This is a genomic window from Cryptosporangium japonicum (genome assembly GCF_039524755.1).
GTDB classification, from domain to species: domain Bacteria; phylum Actinomycetota; class Actinomycetes; order Mycobacteriales; family Cryptosporangiaceae; genus Cryptosporangium; species Cryptosporangium japonicum.
Genome location: NZ_BAAAGX010000023.1, coordinates 39,004 through 56,457 on the forward strand (window position 1 = coordinate 39,004; position 17,454 = coordinate 56,457).

Sequence of the window (17,454 nt, forward strand, 5' to 3'; positions counted from 1 at the left end):
TAGAGAGCTCCAATCAACGCGAGGGATCGAGAACGAGCTTGCCGACGGTGTTGCGTGAACGCAGGGCCTCGTGGGCCTTCCGCGCCTCGGAGAGGGCGAACTCGCCGCCGGGGACGGCGCGCAACGTGCCCTTCGTGACCATCTCGAACAGCTCGGCGATCGCCGGCCGCAGTACGTCGCCGGGCAGCAGGAACGCGTGCGCGAGCCACATGCCGGCCACGGTCGTGGAGTGGCCGAGCAGGTTGCGCAGCTCGATCGGGCTGGGCTGCTCCCGGCTGGCCATGCCGTAGAAGGCCAGTCGGCCGAACGGCGCCAGCGCACGGAGGCTCTGGTCGGTGACCCGCCCGCCGGTCATGTCCAGCACGACGTCGACGCGCTTGCCGCCGTTGGCCTCGCGCAGCGCCGTGGTCATGTCCTCGGCGCGGGAGTCGATCGCCACGTCGGCGCCCAGCGACCGGGCCAGCTCGCGCTTCTCCTCGCTGGAGGCGGTGGCGATCACGCGTCCGGCACCCCACGCCTTGGCCAGCTGCACGGCCAGCGACCCGACGCCGCCGGCCGCCGCGTGCACCACGACCGACTCGCCGGGGTTCAGCACGGCCGAACGCCGCAGCAGCAGCCATGCCGAGGCGCCCTGCACCACCATCGCCAGCGCGGTGGTGTCGTCGATGTCGTCCGGCACGTCGAACGAGAGACCCGGCTCGATCAGCGCCTTCTCGGCGTACCCGCCGCCGCCGGCGAGCAGCGACACGACCCGCCGTCCGTCGGAGAGCCGCCCGACGACCTCGGCTCCGGGCACCAGCGGCAACGACGACGCGGCCAGGTAGGAGTTCTCGGCCTGGTGGGTGTCGGCGTAGTTCACCCCGGCCCGGGAGACGTCGAGCACCTGGGCGGACCCCGACGCGACCGGGTCGGGCAGCTCGGTCGGCACCAGTACTTCGGGGCCGCCGAACGACGTGATCTGGATTGCGCGCATGTCAGGCCTCTCCCAAGCTCGTCTGCACCGACGCGTCCGCGGACGGCGCTTTGTCGCCGGCCGGCGTGCGCGGCCCGGGCACGTTGCGGAACGCGAACGGCTCCGCGGGGCGCCCCACCTGCACGTACCAGGCCTCGCCGGTGCCTTCGCCGGCCAGGATCGAATCGAACGCGGCGACGACGTCCGAGACCTCGAGTAGCGGCACGCCCGCCCCGATCAGCGAGTCACGCACGTTGGCGATGATCGCGGTCTCGGCGAACGACGGGCAGAGCGCGTTCACCCGGATGTTGTCGTTGGCGTAGACCGGGCCGAGCGCGCGCACGAGCCCGACCACGGCGGCCTTGTTGGCGCCGTAGATGGGGTCGAACGGCACCGCGGTGAGGCCCGCCAGGCTCGCGGTCGCGACGATGTTCCCGCCGCCGCGCGCCTTCAGCGCCGGGAGCGCGGCGTGCACGCCGTACACGACACCGTCGAGATTTATCGACATCACCCGCCGGTACGCCTCGGGCGTGAAGCCCTCCTCGAGCGCGAACCCGGTCGCGACACCGGCGTTGAGGAACGCCAGGTCGAGGCCGCCGAAGGCCTCGGTGGCCGCGGCGACGGCGTCGAGGCTGTCCGCCGGCGAGGTCACGTCGCAGCGTTTGAAGATGCCGCCGATCTCCGACGCGACGGCGGACCCGCCGGACTCGTCGACGTCGGTGACCAGCACCCGGTACCCCTGTGAGGCGAGCCGCCGCGAGACGGCGGCACCGATGCCGCTCGCTCCACCGGTCACCCAGGCTGCCTTAGCCATTCGTACCTCCATCGGTCGGCGTCCCTAGTTAACTTACTGACTCGTCGGTTACTTTAGGGAGCACTTCGAGGGGAGCATCCGATGGATTTCGAACACAGCCCCAAAGCGCAGGAGTACATCGACCGCCTGACCGAGTTCATGGACTCGCACGTCCACCCGGCCGAGCCCGTCTACGAAACCCAGCGCGAAGAGCTGATCGCCGCCGGCCAACCCCACCAGGTGCCGCCGATCGTCCTGGACCTGAAGCAGGAAGCACGTGCGCGCGGGCTGTGGAACCTGTTCCTGCCCGACGTCTCCGGCCTCACCCAGCTGGACTACGCACCGCTGGCCGAGATCACCGGGCGCTCGCCGCAGCTGGCCCCGGAAGCGATCAACTGCGCCGCTCCCGACACCGGCAACATGGAGCTGCTCCACCTGTTCGGCACCGACGAGCAGAAGAAGCAGTGGCTCGAGCCCCTGCTCGACGGCGAGATCCGCAGCTGCTTCGGGATGACCGAGCCCGACGTCGCCAGCTCCGACGCGCGGAACATCAGCACGAGCGTCGTCCGTGACGGCGACGACTACGTGATCAACGGTCGCAAGTGGTGGACCAGCGGCGCCGCCGACCCGCGCTGCAAGGTCATGATCCTGATGGGCAAGACCGACCCGGACGGGCCGACGTACGCCCAGCAGTCGATGATCCTGGTGCCGATGGACTCCCCCGGCTTGGAGGTCGTCCGCGACCTGTCCGTCTTCGGCTACCACGACCAGCACGGGCACTGCGAGATCAGGCTGACCGACGTGCGGGTGCCGGTGACGAACCTGCTCGGCGAGGAGAACGGCGCGTTCGCGCTGGCCCAGAAACGTCTGGGCCCGGGCCGGATCCACCACTGCATGCGCGCGATCGGAATGGCCGAACGCGCTCTGGACGCCATGTGCCGCCGCGCCGTCTCGCGGGTCGCGTTCGGCAAGGAACTGGCCCGGCAGGGTGTCGTGCAGCAGTGGATCGCCGAATCGCGGATGGCGATCGAGCAGGCCCGGCTGCTCACGCTCAAGACCGCGTGGCTGATCGACAAGAAGGGCTTCCAGGCCGCCCGTACCGAGGTCGCCGCGATCAAGGTCGTGGTGCCGCAGATGGCGGTCGCGGTGCTCGACAAAGCGATCCAGGTGCACGGCGGCGGTGGCGTCAGCAGCGACTTCCCGCTGGCCCGGGCGTACGCCGGCCTGCGGACGCTACGCCTGGCCGACGGCCCCGACGAGGTGCACGTCATGTCGGTCGCGCGTACCGAGCTGGCCCCCTACCTGGGTAAATGAGGCTCACCGCGGCGAATCGCCGGGAACAGCTCCGGTCGGTCGCGCTCGACGAGTTCGGGCGGCGCGGATTTCATCTGACCCAGATGGAACACGTCGCCGCCGCGGCCGGCGTCTCGAAAGCGCTGCTCTATCAGCACTTCGAGTCGAAAGAGGAGCTGTTCGCGGCCGTCACGACGTCGATCGTGGAGGGCTTGTCGGCCCAGCTGCACGAGGTCACGAAACCCGGTGACCCCGGGCTGGACCGCATGCGCGTGCTGGTGCGGACGCTGTTCGACTTCGCGACCGATCAGCCCAGCGCGTGGGCGGTGATGATCAGGCACTTCGACAAGCCGGAGGTCGGCGACGAACTACAGGGCGTCCGCGACGACCTGGGCGCGATCATCGTCGACCTGATGCTGTTGAACCGGCGGAACAACCCGACGCGGCTGGCCGCGGCGGAGCCGGTGGTGACGCTGTTCGCGCCGATCGTCACCGGCGGGTTGATGTCGCTGATCTCGTGGTGGCTCGATCATCCCGAGGTGCCGCGTGAGCGGGCCGAGACGATGGCCGTGGAGTTCCTCTGGCTCGGGCTGGAACGGATCAGGGCAGGCGAGCGCCTGCCCTGATCCCGCCGGCCATGGCTCAGCCGATCTTGTCGCCGGCCTTCTCGGTGGCGGCACCGGTGCCGGCCGCCGCCTTCTTCACCGAGGTACGAGCGGCCTTGACCTGCGACTTGGCGGTCTTGGTCTGCTCGACGGCGGCCTGGGTGGCCGGGTCCTTGCGGATGCCGGAGACGAGCTTCTCGCCGCGGTCGGCGAACTCGCCGTAGGTCTCGTTGACCTTGCCCTGCAGGTCGACGAGCTGCGAACGCAGGTGCTGCGGCAGCTTCTGCAGGTCCGCCACCTGGCTACGGAGTGCCTCGACGACCGCGCCCTGGTAACGCGGGAGGGCGCGGAGCTGGGCCACGGCGTAGTCGGCGGCACCGACCGCGCTGTACAGGCCGCGCTTGGCGTCCGGGAGGACGAACTTCACGTCGCCGGTGGCCTCGACGGTGTTGCCGGTCTTGGTGGTCTGGGTCTTGGCAGTAGCCATGACGAATTCTCCCCTGGAAGGAATGTTCCGGGCAGGCAGCTGCGCTCAGGCAGGCGGCGCGCTGGCTTCGTTCTCGCGCCGGAACGAGTGGTAGATCTCGAGCAGGATTTGCTTCTGCCGGTCGGTGAGGTACTCATCCGCCTCGATCGCGGACGCCGCCGGACCGGGGGCCGCGTCGGTGCGCACCCCGTCGGGGCTTTCGAGCAGCCCCGCGTGGACGTACAGGGTTTCCGCGGAGATCCGCAGCGCTTTCGCGATCTGCTGCAGGATCTCGGCCGACGGCTTGCGGAGCCCGCGCTCGATCTGGCTGAGGTACGGGTTGCTGATGCCGGCCTGTTTCGCCAGCTGCCGGAGCGAGATCTGCGATCCGCTCCGCTGCTCACGAATGAACTCGCCGAGCGAGCGGACCGCGTCCTGCGGTGACTTGAGCGAAGTCATGACCTCGCCCCCTCACCGGCTCGATCCTCTCCGACGTGACCAAGCCTAGGTCGAGTGCTAGCTAGTAGCAAGCACTTCCGCTAGCACTCCTCCGTGGCGCTGCCCACACCCGGCCGCAGCGCGGACAGCACGGCGCGGGCGGCGTGGTCGGCCATCCGGAACGGCGCGGCGTTCGTGCGGGGCCGGGCGAACGCGGCCGCACCGCGCGTGCTGGTGTACCAGCCGAGCGCGAACCGACGCGGGTGCTCGCGGCCGTGTTCGTCGACGACCTGGAAGCTCCGGTTCGTCCGCAGGCGCCCGGTGGAGACGGTGTCGACGACCTCCTCGACGCCCTGGCCGGTCGCCAGCAGATCACGCAGCAACTCGTCGGCGGTGGCGGCGACCGTCGGCCTCGGCAGCCTGGCCTCGACCAGGGCGTCGGCCCAGGTCGTCCCGGGCACGGCCGGGGAACAGGCCCGGAACCGCCCGTCGACGCCGTCGAACCGGACCTCCGGGCCGAGAAAGCGCACCACGCCCGCGCGGGAGAGCGCGAGCAGCTGATCGAGGCGGAACGCGGGCGGCCCACTGGCCAGGAAACTGAAGAACCCGTGCCACCAGCCGTCGAGCTCGTCGACCTGGCTGCGCCCGGTCAGCTGCTTGTGGGCCAGCACCCGGGGCAGCTGCCCGTAGATCGAGAGCAGCGCGAGGAAGGCGCCCAGGTCGGCGCTGTAGGCCTCGTCGTTCCGGCGCGCGACGTCGGCCTCGATGTACCCCCGTAAGGCGGCCTGCACGGCGTCGTCGTCGGCGAAAGTGGTGTCTTTGAACGGGTGGTCGAGCCGGTCGAGGTCGAGCCGGTCCTCCTCGGCCGGTACGGCCGAAGCCACCAGGTCGACGCGTGCGTCGCTGTACCAGGGCACGTCCGAGTAGGCGGCGGCAAAGTGGTCCCACCGGAGCGTGGTGCGCTCGGGGTGGCCGACGAACAGCTCGTGGTAGTAGCCCCAGCCGATCTCCTTGGCGATCAGCGGCCAGACGTCACGGCGGAACTCCAACGGACCGTCGGGCAGCGCGTCGATCTGTTCCGGGCCGAAGTGTGTCGGCAACGGCGGCGGCGGCCCGACGAGGCGGTAGCCGGTTTTGGCGTGGTAGGGAACGCCCCGTCCGGAGCCGACGTGAATTCGCGGCTCGTCACCCGAGGGCAGGTAACTGCCGTTCTCGTACCGGCCGCCGCGCCCCTCGGTGAGAAGAACGACCAGGTCGACGAAGGCCAGGCCGATGCCGCGCACCAGGACGTCCTGACCCGGCTTCAAAGCGCTGAGGTCCAGGTCGGCGGTGTAGGCGGGTGGGATGTACGTGAGCCCGTGCTCGTCGGCGTAGGTGGCGAGCCGGGCGGACTCGCCGGTCGGTTCGGCGTCGAGGTGGCCGAGGGCGAGCACGACGACGTCCGCGTCCAGGAGTGCGCCGCTCGCGAGGTGGACGATCTGACCGTGCGGGCCGTCCTCCACCCGGGTCGCGCGGTCCGGCCGCACCTCGATGCGGATGCGGTCGGGCGCGGACGCGCGGATGCGCTCGAACACCCAGGAGAGGTAGCCGCTCTGCACGGTGCGGCTCACGAACGAGCGGCCGCCGACGTCGGGCGTGCCGGTCTCGTCGGCCCACTCGTGCAGCGCCGGGCCGGGCGCGAGCGGACCCTCCACCAGCACGGTCTCGTCGGGGAACATCGTGACGTCCTCGGCCATCGAGTTCATCAGCAGCAGCGGCGACTGATCGGCGCGCCAGACCCGGCCCGCGCCCGGCGGATGCGGGTCGACGAACGTGATCAGGAGCGTCTCGTCGAGGAAGTCAGGTGCGCTGGCGACGAGACGTTCGAGCAGACCGGTCGCGCCGGGGCCGGCGCCGACCACGACGAGTCGTTTGGCCATTGGGCCCCCTTCTCCTACCTGGATAGTAGGCAGGAATTTCCGCGATCGGCCAGATCGGCGCTTGACCCTCACGTGGCGTGAGTCCTTAGCGTCCTTGTCATGAGTTGGTCGGTAGGACAGGTCGCCAAGGAAGCCGGTGTCACGGTGCGGACCCTGCACCACTACGACGAGATCGGGCTCCTCGTACCCAGCGAGCGCACGAATACCGGTTACCGCCGGTACTCGTACACCGACCTGGAGCGACTCCAACGCGTCCTCGCCTACCGCCAACTCGGGTTCGGACTGGAGGAGATCGCGGCGATCCTGGACGACAGCTCGGTGGATCCGATCGATCATCTCCGGCGGCAGCACGAACTGCTGACCGGAAAGATCGAGGAGCTGCAACAGATGGTCGCCGCCGTCGAGAAAACGATGGAGGCGAGGAAAATGGGCGTTTCGCTCAACCCGCAGGAGATGTTCGAGGTGTTCGGCGAGAACGACCCCACTCAGTACGAGGACGAGGTGCGTGACCGCTGGGGCGACACCGACGCCTACCGGCAGTCGCAGAGCCGGACGGCCCGGTACACGAAGGACGACTGGCTGGCGATCAAGGACGAGGCGGCCGGAAATCTCGCGGATTTCCAGCGGCTGTTCGTGGCCGGCGTTCCCGCCGATTCACCGGAGGCGATGGACGCGGCCGAGGCGCACCGCATGCACATCACCCGGTGGTTCTACGACTGCGGCTACGACATCCACCGCGGTCTGGGCTCGATGTACGTCGAGGACGAGCGCTTCACGCGTCACTACGACACGGAAACGCCAGGACTCGCCGCCTATGTCCGCGACGCGATTCACGCGAACGCCACTCGCGCCGGTAAGTAATCCGACAGAAGAGCCACCGCGTGCCCCCTAGCGTCGAATGTGCGGCGGAAGGGGCGCGTGGTGGCTTGGTGGAAGAGCATTTTTGGTGGCGGTTCCTTTGTTGACAACGCCATGATCGGCGTCGCCGACGCGGTTCTGCGAGCCGACGCCGAGGCGAGCCGGAACGAACTGCTCCGCGTCAACAGCGTGCTGCGTGCCGACCTCGAACAGTTACGGGTGCACTCCGGGACCGGTCCGATGAACACCGTCTTGTTACGGGCCGCGCAGCACGTCGAAGCCTTCGGCTCGTCCGGTTTCGCCGGTGGTCGGCACCTGTTCCGGGCCACCGAGGCGATGGCCGAAGCCGGCCGCCTGGTCGCCCCGACCGGCCGGCCGCCGTGCCTGTTCAACCCGGCGCACGGACCGGCCACCACGGAAATCACCTGGACACCGGGGCAGAGCATGCCGCGCCGGGTCCCGGCCTGCGACGCCGACGCCGTCCACGTCACCACCGGGCAACCGCCGAACGTCCGTCTGGTGCCGACGGACTTCGGGTTGAAGCCGTACTACTCGGGCGGCGGGCTCTACGCGGACTGGATCCTCGGGTGGTATTCGGGATCCCCGCCCTATCTGACCGCCGAGCTGTTGGCGGGTACCGACCTCGGCGCTCATTTGCCGGATCGCATTCAGAGTCGGTGACACTCGCACGCCAGGGAAGGCGAAGTTCCAGCATTTTTGTCAGTATTTGAGCCATGCAATGGCGTCGAGACCTATGGCTGGCGATCCTCACGATCGGCACGGTCGCATTTGTCGTGGGAGAACGCATCCTGTCGACGTCGGACGAACCAGGTCTGGTGGCCCCCGTCCTGGTGATCGGGGTCATGACCGCGCCGATGGCGTTCTACGCGGCGTGCCGCGGCCGGCATTTCACGCTGCCGACCTGGGTGGTGGTCGCCGCGGTGGCGATCGCCGCCGTGCTCGGCTCGGTGATGAGCGGGCTGCTCGGCTACTACGCGCTGCTCGGGCTGGGTCCGGTCGCGACGGTGGCGGTGTCGCTGGTCGAGGAGTCGGTGACGCTGCTCGTGCCGTTGGCCGCGCTCTTCGCGCTGCCGACCCGGCGGGCCTCCGACGGCCTGCTGGTCGGCGCCGCGGCCGGTGGCGGGTTCGCGGTCGCGCAGACCGTGGGCTACCTGGTGACGCTGCCGAGCGTGGTGGGCCCGTCCGCGCACGACGTGCTGCTCCGGGGCTGGCTGGCGCCGGCTGCGCAGCTGGCATGGGGCGGCATCACCGCGTTGGCGCTGTGGCTCGCCGCGCAGGAGCACTGGAACGGGCGCTCGCTGCGCCGGTTGGTGCTCGCGATCACGGGTGTGGTGGCGCTGCACGCGCTCTGGGAAGGGGCGCACGGGGTGGCGGTGCGGGTTCTGCTCACCGTGCTGAGCGCGGCGTTGCTGGGGTGGGTGGTGGTACGCACGGTGGCGCGTCGAGGGGTGTCGACGCGGGTCCTCCCGCGTTCCGCCGCGCCCACGCGCGGTGCAACTCCTCCGCGCGCTGCGGCTTCTCCTCGCGGCGCGGCTCCTACTCGTGGCGCGGCCAGGGCTGAGTCCGGTGGGGTGGCGCCCCACGAAGGGAGCGCTGGGTCTCCGGTTCAGGACCGAGTCGCCGTGAACTCGGCACCTCACGCGGAGGGGGCCACCGCTCGGGCGGCGACCGCTACGGCTCCCGCCGTGGTCGAGCCACCACCCGCCGCCGACATCGAGAGCGCCGTCGAGGCCGAGGTGGCACCCGTCACCCAGGTGACCGTCGCACCGGAGGTGCTCCCGGCCGAGGAGCCACCGGTTCAGGCGCCGCTCACCGGCATGGCCGAGGGCGAGTGGGAGCCGGTTCCCACCCCTCCGGCCAGCACGGAAGAGCCACCGCGCGTTACTGAGAAGCCGAGCGCCGCCGCCGACGAGACAGCACCGCGCGGCGCGGCGAACCCGCGGCCGACCGCCCCGCGCACCGCCGGGAAGCCGGGCGGCACCAAGAAGCCGAACGGTGCCAGAAAGCCGGGCCCGGCCGCGCCACGAGCAAAGAAGAGCACCCCCCGGCCGACGCCGACCACCACCCAGGCGGCGGCGACCGAGCCCGGTACCGACTGAGCGCGGGCGCACCGACTGTGACCCACCAGGCTTGACCGCATCGACTTCACTGGAGTCACAACCACTCCCGTAACTCCATCACATACCGTTAAATCATGGAAAAGCCTGATCCACCGACCTTCGAATGGACCCCGCCCCAGGAGCGGCGCAACAACCTCGTTGTGCTCGCCCTCGGTATCTGCGGCGTGGTCCTGTTCGGCATGTGCGGTGTCGGGCTCTGGATCGCCGACGGCGGCCCGGCCGACGACCCGAAACCCACCGCGACCGGGTCGCGCAAGCCCACCCTGCTGGCCGCGGCTCCCAGCCAGACACCCCCCGACGACCACGTCGTCGAAACCCTCGGCAGCGCGGCACCCCAGCTCGGCACCCGCATCCGCCACGGCGCGCTCGAGTACCGCGTCACCGAGCAGCGGTGCGGTGTGCCCGAGGTGGGCGAGGACGCCGGCGAGGACGGCCAGCCCACCCGTGGCCACTTCTGCGTGGTCACGCTCGACGTGCGCAACCTGGGGCGCAGCGCGATGGTGTTCAGCGCGTCCGACCAGATCGCGTACACCACGGCGGGCGACCGCTACCTGGGCAGCGCCAAAGCGACCCGCTACGCCAACGGCGCCGACCGCACCTTCCTGACCCCGATCGGTCCGGGCGCCAACGTCCGCGGCGTGATCGCGTTCGACATGCCCAAGGGCTCGCGGCTGGACTCGGTCCGCCTGCGGTCGGCGGTGGCGGCCGGCAGCGTCGCCGTCAGCCTGACCTGAGTACCGAGCCGTCTCAGCTGTCGCGCACCGCGCGGCGATGGTCCGCGGCGGCGTCGGTCACCGCGGTGAGGAACCGGTGCGCCACCGCCACCTCTTCCTCGGTGAACTCGCCGACCACCCGGTAGATCCGCTCGTGCAGCGGCCCGAAGAACTCCCGCGCGAGTTCCATGCCGCCCTCGTCGTAGTGCAGGTGCACGCGCCGCCGGTCGCCGGCGGTTCGCTCGCGCCGGATGTGCCCGAGCCGCTCCAGGCGGTCGACCACCGCCGTGGTCGCACCGGACGAGAGCCCCAGCGCCTCGCCCAACCGGCCGGGGGTGATCGGTTCGCCGCGCCCCTCCGAGTCCATGATCTCGATCAGCGCGTGCAGGTCGGTGGCGTGCAGGCCGTGCAGTTCGGCGAACGCATGGGTGACGAGACGGGCTTCCACGAAGTACCGCCGTAGTTCCCGCCCCAACTCTCGGGTGCGCTCCCGCCTGTCCACGAGTTGCAGACTAGCGCGGCATCCAGAAAACTCTCGATGGTCGAGAGACTTCACGATCGAGAGAAGAGCGATGCCCGAGATAGTGACCGGCCGCCGATCCGCTTGGCTGGTACTCCTGTTGGCAGTGCTGCTGTCGGGTCTGGTGATCGCGTTCGGCGGCAGCGCGGAGAACAGCAACGAGCCGACCGCGGCCCTCCCGTCGTCCGCCGACTCCTCCCAGGTCGCGGAGCTGCAGAAGAAGCTGCCGAGCGGGGAGACCAACCCGGCGCTGATCCTGTACGCGCGGGACGGCGCACCCCTGACCCAGGCCGACACCACCGCGATCGACGCCGACGCGAAAGCCTTCAAGGGGTCTCCCCCGATCTACTCGCCCGACCGCACCGCCGCCCTGGTCGCGGTGCCGTTCGCCGCCGACCTCGAGAACGACGTGGTCATCGACCGCGTCACCGATCTGCGCGAGAAAGCGAAAGCGGACCTGCCCGACGGGCTGACCGCGCAGGTCACCGGCGGTGCGGGGTTCCGAGCCGACATCGCGTCGTCGTTCAGCGGCGCGAACTTCAAGCTGCTCGCGGTCACCGCCGGCGTCGTCGCGGCGCTGCTGCTCATCACCTACCGGAGCCCGATCCTCTGGCTCGTCCCGCTGGCGGTGGTCGGCACGGCCGACGTCGTCGCCGGCTCGGTGATCGCGCTGATGTCGCGCGCGACCGGCCTCAACATCGACCCGTCCACCACCGGAATCGTCGACGTGCTGGTGTTCGGCGCCGGCACCGACTACGCGCTGCTGCTGATCGCCCGCTACCGCGAGGAGCTGCGCCTCACCGAGGACCGCCGCGAAGCGATGCGCAAGGCGCTGCGCTCGGGCGGCGGTGCGATCGTGGCCAGCGCGGTCACGGTGACACTGAGCCTGCTCACGCTCGCGCTGGCGATCCTGGAGAACGACCGGGCGATCGGCCTGGCCGGCGCGATCGGCATCGTCGTCGCGGCCACGTTCGGCCTGATCGTGCTCCCGGCCGCGCTGGTGGTGTGCGGGCGCGGGCTGTTCTGGCCGTTCGTACCGAAGGTCGGCGACCAGGACAAGGCCCGCACCGGGGCCTGGGCCCGGGTCGCGCACGGCGTCGCGCGGCGGCCGGTCGCGGTGATCGCGTTCTCGGTGGTGCTGCTCGGCGTGCTGTCCGCGGGGCTGGTCGACGCCCGACTCGGCCTCAGCCAGGCCGACCAGTTCCGGGTGGAGGCCGAGTCCGTCGACGGGCTGAAAGCGCTGGCACGCTACTACCCCGCCGGAGCGACCGACCCGGTGGCGGTGATGACCACCCCGGATCGGGTGGCCGAGGTGACGCGTCTCGCGCAGGACACCCCCGGCGTGGCGTCGGTGATGCCGGGCGAGAAGGCCGGGGACCTCGCCGAGGTCGACGTCATCCTGGATGCCGCGCCGGCCACGGCGGAGAGTTACGACGCGATCCGCGCGCTACGCGACCGGCTCGATTCCACCGGCGCGCTCGTCGGCGGTTCCGTCGCCACCGAACTCGACACGCGTGAGGCCGCTATCCGCGACCTCGAGGTGATCGTCCCGCTGGTGCTCGGGGTGGTGCTGATCGTGCTGATCGTGCTGCTGCGCGGTGCGATCGTGGCGCCCCTGCTGCTGATGCTCACCGTGGTGGCGACGTTCTTCGCCTCGCTCGGCGCGAGCACGTTCCTGTTCACCCACGTGCTCGACTACCCGGCGTTGGACACCGGCGTGCCGCTGCTCGCGTTCCTGTTCCTGGTGGCGCTCGGCGTCGACTACAACATCTTCCTCGTCACCCGGGCGCGGGAAGAGGCGCTGCACCACGGCACCCGCGACGGCATCGTCACCGCGGTGGCCGTGACCGGCGGGGTGATCACCAGCGCCGGCATCCTGCTGGCGGCGGTGTTCGCGGTGCTCGGCGTGCTGCCGCTGATCACGCTCACCGAGATCGGCGTGATCGTCGGCCTGGGCGTACTGCTCGACACGCTGCTCGTGCGCACCGTGCTGGTGCCCGCACTGGTCGTGCTGCTGGACAAGAAGTTCTGGTGGCCCAGCTCCCTGTCCCGGAGCTGAGATGAGCGGTCGCCCCCTCCGGCGCCGGGAGGGGGCGACCTCGGCTCAGCCCTCCGACGAACGCTTCCAGAGGTCGATGCCGGACTCCACGGCGTACTTGTCGATCTCGGCCAGCTCGGCGTCGCTGAACGCGGTGTTCTTCGTCGACGCCAGGCTGTCCTCGAGCTGCGCGACGCTCGACGCACCGATCAGCACCGACGAGACGCGCTGGTCACGCAGCCCCCAGGCCAGCGCCAGCTGGGCGAGCGTCTGCCCGCGCCCGGCCGCGATCTCGTTGAGCGCACGGATCCGGCGCAGCACGTCGTCGGTCAGCATCGACGACGACGCCGACCCTTCCCGCGCCACCCGGGAGTCCTCCGGGATGCCGTCGAGGTACCGGGACGTGAGCAGCCCCTGCGCGAGCGGCGAGAACGGAATGCACCCGACGCCCAGCTCACCGAGCGTGTCGAGCAGGCCGCCCTCGATCCAGCGGTTGAACATCGAGTACGACGGCTGGTGGATCAGCAACGGCGTTCCCAGCTCACGCAGGATCTGCGCGGCCTCCAGCGTGCGCTCCGGCGAGTAGCTGGAGATGCCGGCGTACAGCGCCCGACCGGACACGACCGCGGTGTGCAGCGCGCCCATCGTCTCCTCGAGCGGCGTCTCCGGGTCGAACCGGTGCGAATAGAAGATGTCGACGTAGTCGAGCCCCATCCGCGCCAACGACTGGTCGAGGCTCGCGAGCACGTACTTCCGCGACCCCCACTCCCCGTACGGCCCCGGCCACATGTCGTACCCGGCCTTGGTGGAGATGACCAGCTCGTCCCGGTACGGCCGGAAGTCCTCGGCGAAGATCCGCCCGAAGTTGATCTCCGCGGAGCCGTACGGCGGGCCGTAGTTGTTGGCCAGGTCGAAGTGGGTGACGCCCAGGTCGAACGCGCGGCGCAGGATCGCGCGCTGCGTCGACAGCGGGTTGACGTCGCCGAAGTTCTGCCAGAGCCCGAGCGAGACCTCCGGCAGCTTCAGCCCGCTGCGGCCCACCCGGCGGTACGGCTGCTGCTCGTAGCGAGCAGCGTCAGCCTCGTAAACCATCAACTCACACCTTCGGTCTGCGCATTGGTCACCGCCGAGCCTGTCACAGCCGGTGCGGCCTCCTGGGAGCGCACCGCGCCCCGGCCCAGCAGCAGGTACCCCACGAACCCGATCACCAGCGCCGCGATGACACCGAGGTTCGCGAACGCCCAGTCGCCGTCCTTGCCGCCGATCGGCCCGAGCAGGTAGCCCTGCCAGTCGAGCCAGGACGCCATCGTGTTCGTGACCAGGCCCCAGCCGACCGCCGAACCCACCACGACCAGCCCGACCGACGCCCACCGCACGTCCCCGTACCGCCCGCTGGGCGTGAAGAGCTCCGCCTCGGCGTAGTCGGCCTTGCGCAGCAGGATGTCGGCGATGAAGATGCCGCACCAGGCCGCGATCGGCACACCGAGCGTGATCAGGAAACCCTGGAACGGCCCGAGGAAGTCGTTGGCGAAGAACACCACGTAGACCGCACCGATGAGCATCAGCGTCGAGTCGATGCACACGGCCACCCAGCGCGGCGCCTTCAACCCGACGTTGAGCAGCGCCAACCCCGACGAGTACACGTCCATGATCGCGCCCGAGACCAGCCCGAGAATCGTCGCCACCGCGAACGGCAGCAGGAACCACGTCGGCAGGATCGTGGTGAGCGCACCGACCGGGTCCGCGCTGATCGCCGTGTTGAGGCCCGTCGAGGAACCGGCCAGCAGGATGCCGAAGACCAGCAGGATCACCGGCGGGAGCGACGACCCGAGCGTCGTCCACAGCACCACACCACGGGTCGACGCCGAGCGCGGCAGGTAACGCGAGTAGTCGGCCGCCGCATTCACCCAGCCCAGGCCGAAGCCCGTCATCGTGAACACCAGCGCACCGATCACCGCCGCGGCCGAACCGCCGGGCAGGTCGCTCACCGCGCCGAAGTCGACGTGGTCGGCCGCGAACACCAGGTAGGCGACCGTGAGCGCACCGGCGATCCAGGTGATCCAGCGCTGCGCCCGCATGATCAGGTTGAACCCGAGAGTGCCGCCCAGCGCGACCAACGCGACGATCACGATCAACGCGACGACCTTCGTGGCCGTGCCGCCGCCCGCGCCGAGCCGGTCGAAGATCGTGGCGGTGGCCAGCACCGCCACCACCACGAGCGACGTCTCCCACCCCACCGTGAGCAGCCACGAGATCAGCGACGGCAGGCGGCCCCCGCGGACCCCGAACGCCGCACGCGTCAACGTCATCGTCGGCGCGGAGCCACGTTTGCCGGCGATCGAAATGATGCCGACGAACAGGAACGACAACACGACCCCGATGACGCCGACGAGCGCCGCCTGCCAGAACGAGATGCCGAACCCGAGGATGTAGGAGCCGTAGGCGACGCCCAGGACGGAGACGTTGGCCGCGAACCAGGGCCAGAACAGGTCCCGCGGTGTGCCTTTACGTTCGTTCTCAGCGATCTGATTGATTCCGTTGGCCTCGACGCTCAACGAGGTATCGGACATGGAGTGCCCCTTGCTTCACCCGGTGGGTGGTGATCGTCCCACCGCAGGTCCCGAACCCGTTAGCACCGCTCACCCTCACCCAGATTCCCGCCACGGCGATTTCATGGCGGCCCGGACGCGGCGGGGCGCTTTGCGCGGTGGGGCGCTTTGCGCGAGGCGGGGCTTCACGCGGGGCGGGCTTCACGCGGGGCGGGGCCTCGCGTGGGGCGGGGCCTCGCGGGCGGGGCCTCGCGTGGGGGGCCTGGTGTCGGGCAGATTCTGCGGAGTGGTTCCGCGGAACGGGGTTTCTGCGCGGCGGGGCTTTGCGCAGCGCACGTCAACCCCGGGCACGGGGTACGTGGATCGCCGTGCGCGCGGGCGCAGGAAAACGGACGCAAAAATATGGCACGCAGCGCGGGGCCGATCCCAGCGCGGGGCCGATCCCAGCGCGGGGCCGATCCCAGCGCGGGGCCGATCCCAGCGCGGGGCCGATCCCAGCGCGGGGCCGATCCCAGCGCGGGAGCTTCGCGCAGCGCGGGAGCTTCGCGCAGCGCGGGAGCTTCGCGCAGCGTAGGACCACGTGGCGCGAATTCTCTGCGGGTCCGGATACGCGCAGGACCGAAGCCGCGCAGGACCGAAGCCGGGCGGCCCAGGGCGGTTGGGCTGGGCCGCGGCGGCTAGGGCTGGTTCAGCGCGGAGGGTAGCCCGGGGGTGGGTACTGGGCGGGTGGGTAGCCCGGAGGCGGATAGCCGGCGCCCGGCGGCGGGGCGGGGCGGTACTGGCCCGGCTGGGGTGCGTAGCCGGGCGGCGGCGCGAACCCTGGCTGCGGCGCGTACGCCGGCTGGGGGTACCCCGGCGGCGGATAAGCCGCGGGCGGCGCACCGGCATGCGGGTACCCGGCCGGCGGATACCCCGGCGGGGGGTATCCGGGCTGCGCACCGTACGGATACGCGGGCTGCGGAGGCCGCACCGCCTGCGGATGCGGCGGCGCCCCACCCGACCACCCCGGCTCACTCTTGTTCCCCTTGAACGCCGACGCAGCCCAGAACACGGCCGCAACGAGCATGAAGCCACCGACCCCGGCCGGAATCAGCACCCCCACCCAACTGAACGCGTAAGCCTCGCCGTCGTGAATCCGAACCTCGACCGACTTGCCCTGGTCGTCGTCCCCGACCCCGTCGATCTGGCCCCGCTTGCTCACCCCGTTCTCCTGCCACGTGCCGTAGCAGGTCGTACGGGTCCGGCCCTTGCGGCCGTAGCTCTTCGTGCACTGGTCGACAACCGCGGTGGTCTTCTCCCCGGTGGTGCCGGCGTAGTAGTTCCACCCACCGAACCCCAGGAAGCCCAACCCGATGACGAGCAGCGATAACGCCGAAAGTACGGCTCGCACGTGACTGATCCTTCTTCCACTGTCCGCCGGGACCCCCGTGATCCCTGAGACCTCAAGTGCCACACGTTAGCGACCCGCGCCTACCAGCGTTCTTGTCCGTCGACGTGAGTACGCGACGAGCGCTCGCGTCACTATTCATTCACGTCTTAACGCTGACAAAGACGGCATACTCGCCCTTGAGGTGAGGAATGGGTGCGGTTTCGCGGGGCGGTCATCGTGGTGTTGATGGTGCATTTAGCTGGGTGCGGGGAGGCACGACCGCCGGTTCCAGGCCCGTCGGCGTCGACGGGATCACCGGCGCCGCTGGTGCCGACCTCAAGTAGCGAGCCGGAGGTATTTCCGCCCCCGAAGGGTCGGCCGTCCTTTTCGGATCCGGCGCCGGCGCCGTTCCCGCAGCCGATCGTGCCCGGCGATTGGCTGTTCGGCACCGATCCGGTGCTCCCGCCGGATGCCTCCTCGGCCGACGCCCAGCGCGTTACGCCGACACCAGGAGCCCCACTGACGAGGGCCGAACCCGACTCATCGGCGACGCCGTCCACCCCGGGCGCCGCGGCGCCGGAGTCCACGAGGCCGAGCTCCCCCGAAGCGAGTCCCATCCCCACGAACACTCCGGTGCCGAGCCCGACCCCTCCGAGCCTCCCAGCCCCAAGCCCTCCATCACCGGCTCCCCCGGCGCCGAGCCCCACCCCCACCGCGCAGAGCCCCACCGCGCCGAACTCCTCCCCCGGCCCGGCAAGCTCCGACCCGGACCCACCCCGATGAGCCGCCGCCGAACCCGA

At 70.4% G+C, this 17,454-nt stretch carries 16 protein-coding genes; 7 read left to right on the top strand and 9 right to left on the bottom strand.

The genetic code is table 11. The annotated features are described in order from the left end of the window. Positions 1 to 13: 13 nt before the first annotated feature. Positions 14 to 973, bottom strand: a complete 960-nt coding sequence (locus tag ABD437_RS28075; protein ID WP_344651941.1) for a quinone oxidoreductase family protein — start codon at positions 971 to 973, stop codon at positions 14 to 16. A 1-nt stretch (position 974) separates the two neighbouring features. Beyond that, positions 975 to 1,766 (bottom strand): SDR family oxidoreductase, encoded by a 792-nt coding sequence (locus ABD437_RS28080; protein WP_344651942.1) that lies wholly within the window; start codon positions 1,764 to 1,766, stop codon positions 975 to 977. Positions 1,767 to 1,847: 81 nt separating this feature from the next. Between ABD437_RS28080 and ABD437_RS28085 the strand changes: the two genes are divergently transcribed. Beyond that, on the top strand, positions 1,848 to 3,059 hold the full coding sequence (locus ABD437_RS28085; protein ID WP_344651943.1) for an acyl-CoA dehydrogenase family protein: 1,212 nt from the start codon (positions 1,848 to 1,850) through the stop codon (positions 3,057 to 3,059). Further along, positions 3,056 to 3,664, top strand: a complete 609-nt coding sequence (locus ABD437_RS28090) for a TetR/AcrR family transcriptional regulator (protein WP_344651944.1) — start codon at positions 3,056 to 3,058, stop codon at positions 3,662 to 3,664. Before ABD437_RS28085 ends, ABD437_RS28090 begins: the two co-directional genes overlap by 4 nt. Before the next feature lie 16 nt (positions 3,665 to 3,680). Here the strand turns inward: ABD437_RS28090 and ABD437_RS28095 are convergent, their stop codons facing one another. The 3 genes from ABD437_RS28095 to ABD437_RS28105 all read right to left on the bottom strand — a co-directional run bounded on the left by ABD437_RS28095 (position 3,681) and on the right by ABD437_RS28105 (position 6,466). Then, positions 3,681 to 4,130 (bottom strand): hypothetical protein, encoded by a 450-nt coding sequence (locus ABD437_RS28095; RefSeq protein WP_344651945.1) that lies wholly within the window; start codon positions 4,128 to 4,130, stop codon positions 3,681 to 3,683. Positions 4,131 to 4,175: 45 nt separating this feature from the next. Next, entirely contained in the window at positions 4,176 to 4,568 is a 393-nt protein-coding gene (locus tag ABD437_RS28100; protein WP_344651946.1) for a helix-turn-helix domain-containing protein, read from the bottom strand. A gap of 80 nt (positions 4,569 to 4,648) precedes the next feature. Continuing rightward, the gene (locus ABD437_RS28105) at positions 4,649 to 6,466 is read right to left on the bottom strand and encodes an FAD/NAD(P)-binding protein (RefSeq protein WP_344651947.1); all 1,818 of its coding nucleotides are present in this window, start codon (positions 6,464 to 6,466) and stop codon (positions 4,649 to 4,651) included. 99 nt (positions 6,467 to 6,565) lie between these two features. Between ABD437_RS28105 and ABD437_RS28110 the strand changes: the two genes are divergently transcribed. From ABD437_RS28110 to ABD437_RS28125, 4 genes are all read left to right on the top strand, one after another. After that, on the top strand, positions 6,566 to 7,327 hold the full coding sequence (locus tag ABD437_RS28110) for a MerR family transcriptional regulator (protein WP_344651948.1): 762 nt from the start codon (positions 6,566 to 6,568) through the stop codon (positions 7,325 to 7,327). Positions 7,328 to 7,438: 111 nt separating this feature from the next. Next, positions 7,439 to 8,005: a hypothetical protein gene (locus ABD437_RS28115; RefSeq protein WP_344651949.1), complete on the top strand. Its 567-nt coding sequence runs from the start codon at positions 7,439 to 7,441 to the stop codon at positions 8,003 to 8,005. A gap of 53 nt (positions 8,006 to 8,058) precedes the next feature. After that, on the top strand, positions 8,059 to 9,444 hold the full coding sequence (locus ABD437_RS28120) for a PrsW family glutamic-type intramembrane protease (protein WP_344651950.1): 1,386 nt from the start codon (positions 8,059 to 8,061) through the stop codon (positions 9,442 to 9,444). Positions 9,445 to 9,539: 95 nt separating this feature from the next. Then, positions 9,540 to 10,199 carry a DUF4352 domain-containing protein gene (locus ABD437_RS28125; protein WP_344651951.1) on the top strand — a complete coding sequence of 220 codons (660 nt, stop codon included), beginning with the start codon at positions 9,540 to 9,542 and terminating at the stop codon, positions 10,197 to 10,199. A 13-nt stretch (positions 10,200 to 10,212) separates the two neighbouring features. On the opposite strand, the gene ABD437_RS28130 is transcribed toward ABD437_RS28125, so the two are convergent. Further along, positions 10,213 to 10,680, bottom strand: a complete 468-nt coding sequence (locus ABD437_RS28130; protein WP_344651952.1) for a MarR family winged helix-turn-helix transcriptional regulator — start codon at positions 10,678 to 10,680, stop codon at positions 10,213 to 10,215. Positions 10,681 to 10,804: 124 nt separating this feature from the next. Here ABD437_RS28130 and ABD437_RS28135 point away from each other — a divergent pair, with 124 nt between their 5' ends. Beyond that, entirely contained in the window at positions 10,805 to 12,757 is a 1,953-nt protein-coding gene (locus ABD437_RS28135) for an MMPL family transporter (RefSeq protein WP_344652225.1), read from the top strand. Between the two features lie 45 nt (positions 12,758 to 12,802). Here ABD437_RS28135 and mgrA read toward each other — a convergent pair whose 3' ends face one another. The 3 genes from mgrA to ABD437_RS28150 all read right to left on the bottom strand — a co-directional run bounded on the left by mgrA (position 12,803) and on the right by ABD437_RS28150 (position 16,675). Continuing rightward, complete coding sequence (gene mgrA / locus ABD437_RS28140; protein WP_344651953.1) at positions 12,803 to 13,828, bottom strand: L-glyceraldehyde 3-phosphate reductase; 1,026 nt, start codon at positions 13,826 to 13,828, stop codon at positions 12,803 to 12,805. Continuing rightward, positions 13,828 to 15,306: a purine-cytosine permease family protein gene (locus tag ABD437_RS28145; protein ID WP_344651954.1), complete on the bottom strand. Its 1,479-nt coding sequence runs from the start codon at positions 15,304 to 15,306 to the stop codon at positions 13,828 to 13,830. The genes mgrA and ABD437_RS28145 overlap by 1 nt, the downstream gene beginning before the upstream one ends. Before the next feature lie 667 nt (positions 15,307 to 15,973). After that, positions 15,974 to 16,675 carry a hypothetical protein gene (locus tag ABD437_RS28150; RefSeq protein WP_344651955.1) on the bottom strand — a complete coding sequence of 234 codons (702 nt, stop codon included), beginning with the start codon at positions 16,673 to 16,675 and terminating at the stop codon, positions 15,974 to 15,976. Positions 16,676 to 17,454 lie beyond the last annotated feature (779 nt).